Origin of the sequence: Spiroplasma endosymbiont of Crioceris asparagi (assembly GCF_964020035.1) — a bacterium.
Classification (GTDB): Bacteria; Bacillota_I; Bacilli_A; order Mycoplasmatales; family Mycoplasmataceae; genus TIUS-1.
Map to the genome: position 1 here is coordinate 545984 of NZ_OZ026475.1, position 12732 is coordinate 558715.

Below are 12732 nucleotides of genomic sequence, written 5' to 3' on the forward strand. Positions count from 1 at the left end.
TTAAATTATTTTTTAGTTTCTCATAAATTAATAATTTCATTTGCTAACAATAATATTGTTTCTGTATTTGATATTTGATCTTCAGCATGGATATATAAAACATTATACTCCACCCTTTCATTGTTTGCTTCTTTTGCAACAACATCTTGATGAAATTTTCTTGCCATGTCTAATTCTGAATGTGCATTCTTTAATATTTCATTTGCTTTTTCAATATTGTTTTTTTTAGCCTCACCAATTGCTTCAAAAGCTAATGTACTAGCTGATTTTGAAGCAGTAATAATTCCAAATGATATTTCTTCCCAATTCATATATTTATATCCTCTCTAGACCATTCCTAGTCTATATAGTTTTGCAAACTGACCATCCAGTTTGATTAACTCTGTAAAACTTCCTCTTTCAATAATATTTTTGTTTCTTCCTAAAACTAAAATTTCATCAACATTTTTAATTGTACTCAATCTATGAGCAATTGCAACCGTCATTCTTCCTTTTGAAAGTTCATCTAAAGATTTTTGAATTTCTTTTTCAACAACATTATCTAAAGCAGAAGTTGCTTCATCAAGAATTATTAATGAAGGATTTTTTAAAAACATTCTCGCAATAATTAATCTCTGTTTTTGTCCACCACTCAACATAAATCCGCGTTCACCCAAAATGGTGTCATAACCATCAGATAGTTTTAAAACAAACTCATGAAATGAAGCTTTTTTTGCAGCCTCAATAACTTGTTCCATTGTTCAGTCTTTAATTGAGTATGTTAAATTTTCTAAAACTGTTCCAAATAAAATTTGTGGTTCTTGGTCAACATATCCAACATGTTGTAAGTAATGTGATAAATCAATTTCTTTTAAATCAATACCATTAACTTTTACAACACCTTTGTAAGGATCATATAGTCTTAATAACAACTTAGAAATAGTTGATTTTCCTATACCTGATTCTCCAACAAAAGCATATGATTTTCCTTTTTTAAAAGTGAAATTAAAATTTTCGATAATTGTTTTTTGACCATCATCTTCAGGATAAACAAATGTAATATCTTCAAGTTTGATTTCTTCTATTTCATCAATTGGTTTTTTAGCTTTTGTAAAATCTAATATTGACTTAGGATCAATGATTTGTTTTAAACGAAGACAACAATTACAAAATCTCGTTAAACTTCGAATTGTGATTGGAAGTTGTTGAATTGATCATGCCATCATCATTGAAATCATTAAAAATGAAGTAATTAATGAAGCAATTTGTACATTTGGGTCATCTTTTCTAAAAATAACAATAAAAGCAATTGACAATGTTGGTATTGCAGTTCCAGCTAAAACTGAAATTACATTAATAAATGATCCATATCATATTGTTGTATTTACTTTTTTACCTCAATAATCATGAAGTTTATGAAAATTTTTAACTTCTTCATTTTCATTTCCTGTAGCTTTGATTAATCTAACATTAACAATTTTATCAGTCATGATCGAATCAACATTTAATCTTGTTTCCATAGCAACAATCAAACTTCTTCGATAATAAATAAACACTAATCAAGTAATAATAAATAATACAAAAAATATTCCTGTTACAAATGCTGCTAATTCTACATCAATTAAAAATAAACTTGCGATTAAGAAAATGTTTAAGAAAACTGTATAAACAAAGTTAACAATAAAGTTCATAAATGTTTCGGCTCCAGCATTAGAATCACCCATAATTTTTGCCATTGTTTCACCTAGACGGTTTTTTGAATAATAACTCATATCAATTTCAACTAGGTTAACAAGTGCTTGCATTCTTAATCCTACTTCAATAATTTTTTGTGATCTAAATCCAATATAATCTAAAAAAAACTCTAAAATTACGGTCATTCCATAAACCGCTAAATTAACATAAATTCATTCTTTTCAATTAAGTGCTGTTCCAAAAAATGTTTTACCACCATTTGAATTTAGGGTGTTTAAAGAGTCAACTAAACTTTTAATTGTAAACGGTGTTATGGCTAAAGTTAATACTTCTGCAAAGCAAACAAAAACATACATGAAAAACAAAAATTTGTGATCTTTCATAATGTCTTTAACCATCATGAAACCATCTCACATTTTGCTGAATTTAAATGCTCTTACACTGTCAAATTTTTTTCTAGTCACTTCTTTATCCTCATTAATATAATAAAATTATTTTTTATTTTTTTAAATTAATATTTGCTTGTAATTGTTTAATAAACTCTTTAACAGATAATTCATTTGTATTTTTTTCACCATACAAACGATATGCTACATTTTGTGATTTCAATTCTTTTTCGCCCAATATCACTTGATAAGGAACTTTCTTAATTTGTGCTTCTCTTATTTTATAACTAAGTCTTTCATCGCGATTATCAATAAATGTTCTAATTCCTTGAACTTTTAATTCATTTCTTATAGCTACAGCATATTCATTAAAATCTTCACTTACCGGAATAATTTGGACTTGAACTGGTGCAAGTCATAAAGGAAGTACACCTTTAGTTTGTTCTAGCAAGATTGAAATAAATCTTTCATAAGTTCCTATTAATCCTCTATGAATCATAACAGCTCTTTCAAGATTATGATTTTTACCAATATAATTTACATCAAATTTTTTAGGTAATAAGAAATCTAGTTGAATTGTTGAAACAGTAATTTCGTGACCTAACATAGTTTTTGCTTGAATGTCTAATTTGGGTCCATAAAAAGCTGCTTCTCCAATCATTTTTTTGTAATTAATTCCTAATTCATTTAAAACTTCTTCTAATTGTTTTTCAGCATCATTTCACATTGCTTCATCTTGATAATATTTTTCTTTGTCTTTTGGGTCTCTTAAAGATAAAGATAAATAACTAATATCAATTTTAAAAGTATCTAAAACTTCTTTTATTAATTTATAACAATGTTTAAACTCTTGTTTAATTTGATCTGGTCTAGCAAAAATATGTGAATCAGTTAATTCCATTGATCTAACACGTTCTAAACCAACTAATGCACCCGATGCTTCATAACGATATAATGAAGCATGTTCTGCAATTCTTAAAGGTAATTCTTTATATGTTCTTGGTTTATATTTAAATACTTGAATGTGGTGTGGGCAAGCCATCGGTCTTAAAACACATTGTTCTTTTGGTAAATCCATTGGAGCAAACATGTCGTCTTTGTAATGATCTCAATGTCCAGAAATTTTATAAAGTTCTGAGGTTCCAATATTTGGTGTATCAACTTGTACAAAGTCATATTCAAATTCTTTTGCTTTTAAATAATTTTTAATTTGTTCTTTAATTATTGTTCCATTTGGTAACCAAATTGGCAACCCTTGACCAATTAGTGGATTGATAGTAAAAATATCTAATTGTTTACCAATTAGTCTATGATCAGATTGCTCTCTTAATTCAATTTCTGCTTTAATATTTTTAATTTCTTCAGCACTCCCACAAAGAGCATGAATTTTTTGTAACATTTCATTGTTTGCATCACCAAGTCAATATTCACCTGTTAAATTTATTAATTCAATTTGTTTTAAGTTAACTGGATTTTCTAGATAAGCATATGTTGCTACAAAGTAATAGTTATTATATTTTGCAACTGAAAATAGATTGTTTTTAGCTTCTTGTAAAATAAAATCAACATACTCTTTATTGTTATAAAAGTCATTTAATTCTTTTTTATATTTATTTAAATCATTTGATACAAACTCAATTTTTGTACCTGATTTTAATAATTTATTAATTTCTTTTTGCACATCTTTTAGATTTTCAATTTTAATTCTATCTTTTAATAAAAAAGATGCACCAGTTTCCATATCATCTTTTTTTGTTTCATACATCGAAGAAATTATCGAGTTTTGATATAAATTTTTAATTGCGCATTGAATCAAAATTTTTGCTGAGTATTTTTTAATTTCATTTTTTAATTCTGATTTATCAGTAATTATTTCTAATTTTGCATCCTGTGAAATTAGAAAATTTGCAGGCACAATCTTTTCATTAACAATTCCCCCCAAACAAACTTTTCCCAAACTAGTAGAAATTGTTTTTGCTATTTCAATTACTGAAATGGGTGCTTTAAATTCTAAATTTTTTCCATCTAATAATAATATTTTCATAATGCTCTCACTTTTTATATATATATTATCATAATAAAAAAAACTTGGTTTTCACCAAGTTTTGATATTATTCATAAAATATATAAACACATGAAATATTAGGAGTTTTGCTTGCTATGTTAATCTATTTTTTCTTTTTTATACTTTGTAGTTTCCTACATTCTTATTATAAATTAAAATTTCCAAAAAAATCAAGTTTTTTGGAAAAATTTTTTATAATTTAATTTCTTTAATATTGTCATTGTGTACAAATAAAATTGTTTCGCCTTTTTTAGCTCCTCATTTTAAAGCAACTTCTTTAATTTGAGAATCATTTTTTTTGAAGCCATCAAAGTCATTTGTGTGGTTCATGAAGATTGAATGTCATACACCAAAAGCATTTTCTAATTTTTCATCAGAAGTAACACCTAAGATAGTTACGTTTGGTCTAAATTTAGAAATTGTTTTTAATAGTTGTCCAGTTTTTGAAGCAACAACTGCATATTCATATTTTCCATCAATTGCCATGTTTGCTAATTTTTCAGCAATAACCGCTCTTGGACCTTTTGAAGTAGCTTTTGCATCTTCAAGTTGTTTTGCATAGTATAGTTTGTTATAAAATTCTACTTCTGCTCTTTGACAAATTGTTGCCATAGTTTTAACAGTAATAAATGGGAAATCTCCATTTGCTGATTCTCCAGATAACATTGTTGAATCAGATCCTAATTCAGTTGCATAATAAACATCTGTCACTTCTGCTCTTGTTGGTTGAGGATTGTCAGTCATTGATTCTAACATTTGTGTAGCAACAATAACTATTTTTCCTTGTTCACGACATTTTCTAATAATTTGTTTTTCTCAGTAAGGTACTTCAAAGTATGGAATTTCTAATCCTAGATCTCCACGAGCAATCATGATTCCATCTGATGCATCGATAATTGAATCAATATTATCAATTCCTACTTGTGATTCAATTTTTGAAATAATTTGAATGTGTTCAGCGTTTTTTTCTTTTAAGATTGTTCTAATTTGATTTACATCTTTTGCAGAGTTTACAAATGATGCAGCAATATAATCAATACCATTTTCAATTCCGAATTTAATATCATTAATATCTTTTTCTGCTAAGAATGGTAGTGAAAATTCAATACCTGGTAAGTTAACTCTTTTGTTGTTTTTTACCACGTGGCTGTTAAATGCTTTACAAATAACAACTTGTTTTTTAACTTCAGTAACATGCATTGTTAATTTACCATCATCAATTAAAACAAGATCACCTTTTTTAATATCTTTTGACATGTCATATGACATTTGAATTTCATTTTCTTTACATTCTTTTGTAGAAAAATCATCAGGGTTTGTATAAATTGTTACTATTGCATTTTGTTTAATTTCTTGTTTTCCATTAGCAAATTTACCAACTCTAATTTCTGGACCTTTTGTGTCTAATAAAATTGAAATTGGTTTGTTAATTTCTTTTCTTAAATCTTTAACTCATTTAATTCTAGCACCGTGTTCTTCAAAATCAGCATGTGAGAAATTTAATCTAACTGTAGTCATTCCATTATCAAATAGTTCTTTAATATTTTCTTTTGAGTGTGTAGAAGGACCAAGTGTTGTGATTAACTTAGTTCTTTTTACTTTACCTGTAAAATCATGTATTTTCATATTTATCTCCTTGTATTACAATAATAAAACTATTATACCAAATCATAATGATTTAAATTAATCAAATAAAAAAAGAGTTTTCACTCTTTTAATTATTTAATGATTATTTCTCAAGTTTTATCACTACGAGCAACTAACACTTTTGTTCCTGGTTTTAATCCTCAAACTTTAGCAATTTTTGATAATTCTTCTTTTGATTCAATTGTTTGTTCAAGAGATTCAACTCTATTCATAAAGATTGAATGTCATACTCCAAATTTTGTGTAATTTTCTTTTGATTCACAAATACCTAAGATAGTAACATTTGGTCTAAATTTAGAAATCATTTTTAATAATGACCCAGTTCTTGAAGCAACAATTGCATATTCATATTCACCTTCACGTGATTTTATTGCAAGATCATATGCAATTTTCGCTCTTGATGAATCACCTGATGTATCTTTAGCTTTTGCTAAAGCTAGATCATAATAAATTTTTCCATAGAACGCTAATTCAGCACGTTTATTAATTGTGCTCATAACTTCAGTTGCTAAAATTGGGAATGTCCCTGCAGCAGATTCTCCAGATAACATTGTTGCATCTGCCCCTAACTCAGTTGCGTGGTAAACATCAGTTACTTCTGCTCTTGTTGGTTGAGGGTTATCAGTCATTGATTCTAACATTTGTGTAGCTACAATAACTATTTTGTTAGCCTTACGACATTTTCTAATAATTTTTTTCTCTCAGTAAGGAACTTCATAATAAGGAACTTCTAATCCCAAGTCTCCACGAGCAATCATTACACCATCACCGTGTTCAATAATTTCATCAATATTAATTAATCCAATTTTTGATTCAATTTTTGAAATTATTTGAATATGTTCTGCATTATTTTCTTTTAAAATAGTTCTTATTTCTTCCACATTTTTTGCATTGTTTACAAATGATGCAGCGATATAATCTACATTTTTTAAGGCTCCAAATTTAATATCATTTTTATCTTTTTCTGCTAAAAATGGTAATGTAAATTCAACACCTGGTAAGTTAATTCTTTTGTTATCTTTAATGTTGTGTGTATTAAATGCTGTTGTTGTAATTTTTTTAGGTTCAACTTTTATAACATTTAAAGTTAGTTTACCATCATCAACTAAAACTGTATCACCAACTTTTAAATCAATTGACATATCATATGAAACACTAAATTCTTTGTCTCCACAAATTTTACTGTCAAATTGTTTTTCATCAGAAATAATAGTGATAGTGTCACCTTTATTTACTTTGCAAACACCATTTTGATTTTTTCCAACCCTAATTTCTGGACCTTTTGTATCCAACATGATTGAAATTGGTTTTTTAAGTTCTTTTTGAATTTCACGACATGCTTCAATAACTTTTCCGTGATCTTCATGATTACCATGAGAAAAATTTAATCTCACAACATTCATTCCTGCTTCATATAATTCTTTAATTTTTTCTTTTGAATTAGTTGAAGGACCAATTGTTGTAATAACTTTTGTTCTTTTAATTTTTTGTTCTAAGAATTCCGGCTCATAAAATTCAAAATTTTTACTTTTTCTCATGTTAGTTTCCCCTATTAATTTTTCTGATTGCGTTATATTCTTCTGATTTATTTTTCCTTGCAGCGTTTAATGTTGATTCAATGTCACGTGCAACAATTTTATTTTCTGATAATCCAATGTAAAGACCACCATTACCTTTTAAAAGTTCATTAACTGCGAAGATTCCAAAGTGTGTTGCTCAATATCTTTCCATTGCTGTAGGCGTTCCACCACGTTGAATATGACCAAGAATTGTTGCTCTTGTTTCATATCCAGACTCTGCTTGAATTCTTTTTGCTAAAGCATGTGAATCAAATAGTTGTTCTGCAACAGCCACAACCACACTTCGGTGATTAATACTTTTTAGTCGTTTTGTTTCAGCAACAATTTCATCTTCTGATAAAAATGATTCTTTAGTCGAAAATATTTCAGCTCCAGTTGCTGTTGCTCCATAAAGAGTTAAGTCTCCACAACCATTACCCATTATTTCCACAACCATACATCTATTGTGTGATTCAATAGTATCTCTAATTTGATCAATTGATCTAACCACAGTGTTTAGTGCTGTATCAAAGCCAATTGTTAAATCTGATGAAACAATATCATTATCAATAGTTCCCGGAATACCAATACAATTAATTCCCATTTTTGTAAGTTTTTCAGCCCCTTGATAACTTCCATCTCCACCAATAACAACTAATGCTTCGATTTTACGTTTTTTTAAATTAGCAATTGCTTTTTCTCTAACTTTTTCTTCTTTAAATTCTGGAAGTCTTGCAGAACCAATAACTGTTCCACCTTTACTTAAAATGTTTTGTGCAAACTTTAAGTCAACTTCTTCTAAATCATTATTAACTAAACCTCTATATCCATCTTTAACAACAAATGGTTTTATTCCATTGGAAAGTGCTGTTTTAACGACTGCAGCAATTGCTGCATTCATTCCTGGAGCATCTCCTCCACTTGTCAGAACTGCAATATTTTTAATCATTTTTACCCCTTATTTCATTATGTATATTATAATCTTTTATTTATTTCATTTCCATTTTTTTCACTTAGCTTTATCTAAAGAACCAATGTATGGTAAGTTTCTTAAACGTTCTTCAATATCAAAACCATATCCCACTAAAAATTGATCTTCAGCAACTTCAAATCCAACAAATTCAGCGTCAATATTTTTATAACGTGGTTCATTTTGAACTCTTCTCATTAGAACTGCTGTTTTAACTTCTTTGGGTTCCCCTTGTTGCATGTGGGTTTTAACAAACTGAATAGTTGTCCCTGATTCTAAAATATCTTCCACTATCAATGCATATTTACCAACAAGTTGAGTATTTAAATCTAATATTAATTTAGGAATAGTTGTTGATTTTGTTTTTCCCATGTAAGAAGAAACCAACATAAAGTCCGCAATAAAATCAAATTTAAAATGCTTAATTAATTCAGCCATAAATGGAACTGAACCTTTTAAAATACCTACCACTACAATTATGGCATCTGGATCTTTTTTAATAATATCTAAATAGTATTCATTAAGTTCTTCTGCTAATTCAACAATTCGATTTTCAAGATCTTCTTTTGAATAAAGAACTTCTTTAATTAATTCGTGTTTTTCCATATTATCCTTTATTTGCCAAGTAAGTCTCTAAGATTAATTGTGCAGCTAGTGTATCTTTTTTTTGTTTTTGTTTTTGTCTTGAAATATTTGCACTTATCATAATTGATTTTGCCATTCTAGTTGTTAAACGTTCATCAATTTTAATAATGTCTTCTAAGTTACAAATCTTTTTTTCCGTCAATAAATAAATAATGTGTTCAACCATTTCTACTCGATGTCCTAATGTCCCATCCATGTTTTTTGGATATCCAACAATTATTTTTTCTGGTGTTAAGTCTTTTAATTCTGGTGTTAATTTGTTAATACAATCTTCAAAATCATTTTCGTTAAAATTAATAGTTTTGTATGGAGACACAATTATTCCTTGCGATGTAGCAATTCCCACCGTTTTAGAACCTAAATCTAATCCAACATATCTAACTTTATTCATTTGTTTAATTATATATTATTTATTATCAAATTTTAATTCTATTCTGTGGTGATTTGTACATTTTATGATTTTCTTGAATGTTATAAACCTCAAAAAATTCATCAATGTTTTCTAGTATTCCATTAACACGATATTTACCAGGAGAATGTGGATCAATGTTTACTAAATATTTAGCATATTCTGGAGTACATTTAGTTTTTCAAATTCTTCCATATGCTTCAAAAAACTCTTTTATTTCATCAGGATAATGTTTTTTAATAATTTCTAAGTTTGCCACAACCCCACCAAGGTCAGCAATGTTTTCACCAAGAGTTAGTTCGCCATTTAAATTCACACCCTCAATTGAAAATTCAGAATATCTATCAGCTAATCTTTTAGTTAATTTATCAAACAATTCTCGATCTTGAGCAGTTCATCAATTATTTAAATTACCATTTTCATCAAATTTTGATCCCTCATCATCAAACCCATGAACTATTTCATGACCAATAACAACTCCAATTCCTCCATGATTTTTACCTTTAGAATTTTTAATGTCATAAAATGGTTCTTGTAAAATTGCTGCTGGGAACACAATTACATTTTCGGTTGGATTGTAATATGCATTTACTTCTTGGGGATTCATATATCATTTATCAGGATCTACTTTTCCTGTTTGCAATTCTTTTAAAGCAATTTTTCTTTCATGTTTTGCAACTGAAAGTGCATTTTCATATAAGTTTGAGTTTTCCGCAAATGTCTTAATTTCAACATCAGAGAAATCTTCTCATTTATTAGGAAACCCAATTTTTAAATTAAAAGTCTCTAATTTTTTAATTGCCGCTTTTTTAGTAGTCTCACCCATTCATTCTAGGTTAGCAATTCTTTTTTTATAAACTTCAAACATTTGTTTTATCATTTTAATAACATCATCTTTGGCTTCTTTAGAAAAATGCTTCTTCACATATTCTTTACCAATTAATTCACCAAGATATGCTTCAACTTTTGCAATGGCGCGTTCTCTTAATGGTTTGGGTTCTTTAACACCACTAAATGATTTAGAATATTCAAATCCAATTTTTCACAACTCTTCAGTTAAAGAATTAGAATTTGATCCAATAATTCTTGTTATTAAATAATATTTAAATGTTTCAATATCTACTTCTTGAATTGTTTTATTTAAAGCAGTCATAAAGTCGGGTTCTTCAACTACAAATTTTCTCGCACAATCTAATTCTCTTGCTTTAAAAAAACGAGCTCATTCAATAATTGGTGTGTGTTTTTTAAAATCATCAATAGTAAAAATATTGTAAAGTTTTAATGGATCACGTTTCTCTACTGGAGTTAAAGTTGCTAATGCTAATTTAGTTTCAAACTCATAAATTCTATCAACAATCACTTCCGGGTTAGAAATTGTTTTATCATTTAGTAATAAAAGTGCTTTTAAGTAGTTTTTGTAGGCATTTTGGACTTGTTTTGTATGATCATCATCTTTTGTATAGTAATCGCGCGTTCCCATCCCCAGTGACACTGAACCAATATATAAAATATTAGTTTGTGAATCTTTTAAATCTTGTTCAACACTTATTGAAAACAATCCTGACTCAAAATTTTCTGATAAATAAATTAATAAATTTGTTAAATCTTTAATATCTTTAAACTCTTTAATGTGGTTTAAAATTGGTTCAATTGGTTTTAACCCAACTTTATTTCTGCTTTTAAAATCAATAAAATTGTTATATAAATTAACAATTTTTAATTCATCACTCCCACTAAGATATTTATGTTTATTGGTAATTAACTCATCAATTATTAACCCAACATTGTCAACTGATTGTTTGTGCAACTCTTCGAAAGCACCTCATGAAGAATAACCCGTAGGAATTTTTGTTTCTTTTAATCATTCTCAATTTAAAGCTTCATAAAAATCATCTTGTAATAATGGTTTATTTTTCATATGTTTTTCCTTTAAACCAATTATATATTTGTGATAAAAAAAATCTACCATTTAGGTAGATTTAATTATTTAAATTATTTTTTGTTGATATTGTAGAATGATTTAATTCCATCATAGATGGCAGCATCCCCTAATTCTCTTTCAATTTCTAATAATCTATTGTATTTTGCTATTCTATCAGATCTTGACATTGAACCAGTTTTGATTTGTCCTGTGTTTAACGCAACTGCTAAATCAGCAATTGTTGCATCTTCAGTTTCACCAGAACGGTGTGAAGTAACAGTAGTTCAATTAGCTTTTTGAGCCATTTGAATAGTTTCAATTGTTTCTGTTAAAGTACCAATTTGGTTTAATTTAATTAATACTGAGTTAGCAGCATTTTTTTCAATTCCTTCTGCAGTAATTTTTGGGTTTGTAACAAATAAGTCATCTCCAACAATTTGTACTTTTTTACCCATTCTTTGAACTTGTTTTTGGAATCCTTCTCAGTCAGATTCTGCTAATCCATCTTCAATTGAAATAATTGGGTAAGTGTCAACTAATTTTTCTAAGAAATCAATCATTTCATCAGTTGTTAATGCTCACTCTTGACCAGTAATTTTTTCTAGTTTTTTAAAGTGGTATTTACCATTAATGTATAATTCTGAGTTAGCACAGTCCATAGCAATCATAATTCCTTCTGGTCCTGTTTTGTATCCTGCATTTTTAATTGCTTCAACTAATAAGTCTAATGAAATTTCAACTGGTGATTTTGCTTTAAATGCTTCTAAAGTTTCTTCTTTATATGCTCATGCAAAGTTAGGTGCGAATCCACCTTCGTCTCCAACAGCTGTAATATCTTTTTTATCATGCAATAATTTTTTTAATGCTTGGAAAGTTTCTGATGCTCATCTTAAAGCTTCTCTAAAAGTTGGAGCTCCAATTGGCATAATCATAAATTCTTGGAAGTCAACAGCTGATTCAGCATGTTCTCCACCATTAATAACATTTAACATTGGCACAGGCAATCTTCTTGCATCAACTCCACCAATATATCTATATAAAGGTATTTCTAATTCAGAAGCAGCAGCTTTAGCAACAGCTAAAGAAACTCCTAAAATAGCATTTGCTCCTAAGTTTTTTTTGAATTCAGTTCCGTCTAATTGAATCATTGCTTGATCAATTAAAATTTGTTTAGTAACTTCCATTCCAATAATTTTTGGTGCAATTTTTTTGTTAACATTATCAACGGCTTTTAAAACACCTTTACCGTTAAATCTTGCTTTGTCTCCATCTCTTAATTCAAGAGCTTCTCTTGAACCTGTTGATGCTCCTGAAGGAACTTTGGCTGAACCAAATCCACCAAATTCAGTTTCCACATCAACTTGAACAGTTGGGAATCCACGTGAATCTAGTACTTCACTTGCAATAATACTAATAATTTTTGACATTTTGTTCTCCTTATATTTACAATACATAC

10 protein-coding genes are annotated in these 12732 nt (G+C 28.1%); all 10 read right to left on the bottom strand.

The genetic code is table 4. The features are described 5' to 3' along the window. Positions 1 to 5: 5 nt before the first annotated feature. The 10 genes from AACL01_RS02610 to eno all read right to left on the bottom strand — a co-directional run bounded on the left by AACL01_RS02610 (position 6) and on the right by eno (position 12703). Entirely contained in the window at positions 6 to 311 is a 306-nt protein-coding gene (locus AACL01_RS02610; RefSeq protein ID WP_339022538.1) for a PTS lactose/cellobiose transporter subunit IIA, read from the bottom strand. Between the two features lie 15 nt (positions 312 to 326). Continuing rightward, on the bottom strand, positions 327 to 2138 hold the full coding sequence (locus AACL01_RS02615) for an ABC transporter ATP-binding protein (protein WP_339022539.1): 1812 nt from the start codon (positions 2136 to 2138) through the stop codon (positions 327 to 329). A 34-nt stretch (positions 2139 to 2172) separates the two neighbouring features. Continuing rightward, on the bottom strand, positions 2173 to 4104 hold the full coding sequence (gene thrS / locus AACL01_RS02620) for a threonine--tRNA ligase (RefSeq protein WP_339022541.1): 1932 nt from the start codon (positions 4102 to 4104) through the stop codon (positions 2173 to 2175). Between the two features lie 213 nt (positions 4105 to 4317). Further along, positions 4318 to 5751, bottom strand: a complete 1434-nt coding sequence (pyk, locus tag AACL01_RS02625) for a pyruvate kinase (protein WP_339022543.1) — start codon at positions 5749 to 5751, stop codon at positions 4318 to 4320. Positions 5752 to 5843: 92 nt separating this feature from the next. Then, the gene (gene pyk, locus AACL01_RS02630; RefSeq protein ID WP_339022545.1) at positions 5844 to 7310 is read right to left on the bottom strand and encodes a pyruvate kinase; all 1467 of its coding nucleotides are present in this window, start codon (positions 7308 to 7310) and stop codon (positions 5844 to 5846) included. 1 nt (position 7311) lies between these two features. Continuing rightward, positions 7312 to 8280: a 6-phosphofructokinase gene (gene pfkA / locus AACL01_RS02635; protein ID WP_339022547.1), complete on the bottom strand. Its 969-nt coding sequence runs from the start codon at positions 8278 to 8280 to the stop codon at positions 7312 to 7314. A gap of 36 nt (positions 8281 to 8316) precedes the next feature. Continuing rightward, complete coding sequence (gene hpt / locus AACL01_RS02640; protein ID WP_339022548.1) at positions 8317 to 8907, bottom strand: hypoxanthine phosphoribosyltransferase; 591 nt, start codon at positions 8905 to 8907, stop codon at positions 8317 to 8319. Position 8908: 1 nt separating this feature from the next. After that, positions 8909 to 9337, bottom strand: a complete 429-nt coding sequence (ruvX, locus tag AACL01_RS02645) for a Holliday junction resolvase RuvX (RefSeq protein WP_339022549.1) — start codon at positions 9335 to 9337, stop codon at positions 8909 to 8911. Between the two features lie 22 nt (positions 9338 to 9359). Continuing rightward, entirely contained in the window at positions 9360 to 11273 is a 1914-nt protein-coding gene (locus tag AACL01_RS02650) for a M13 family metallopeptidase (RefSeq protein ID WP_339022551.1), read from the bottom strand. Between the two features lie 74 nt (positions 11274 to 11347). Then, a complete protein-coding gene (gene eno / locus AACL01_RS02655) occupies positions 11348 to 12703 on the bottom strand; it encodes a phosphopyruvate hydratase (protein WP_339022553.1) in 1356 nt (451 codons plus the stop codon). Between the last annotated feature and the right edge of the window lie 29 nt (positions 12704 to 12732).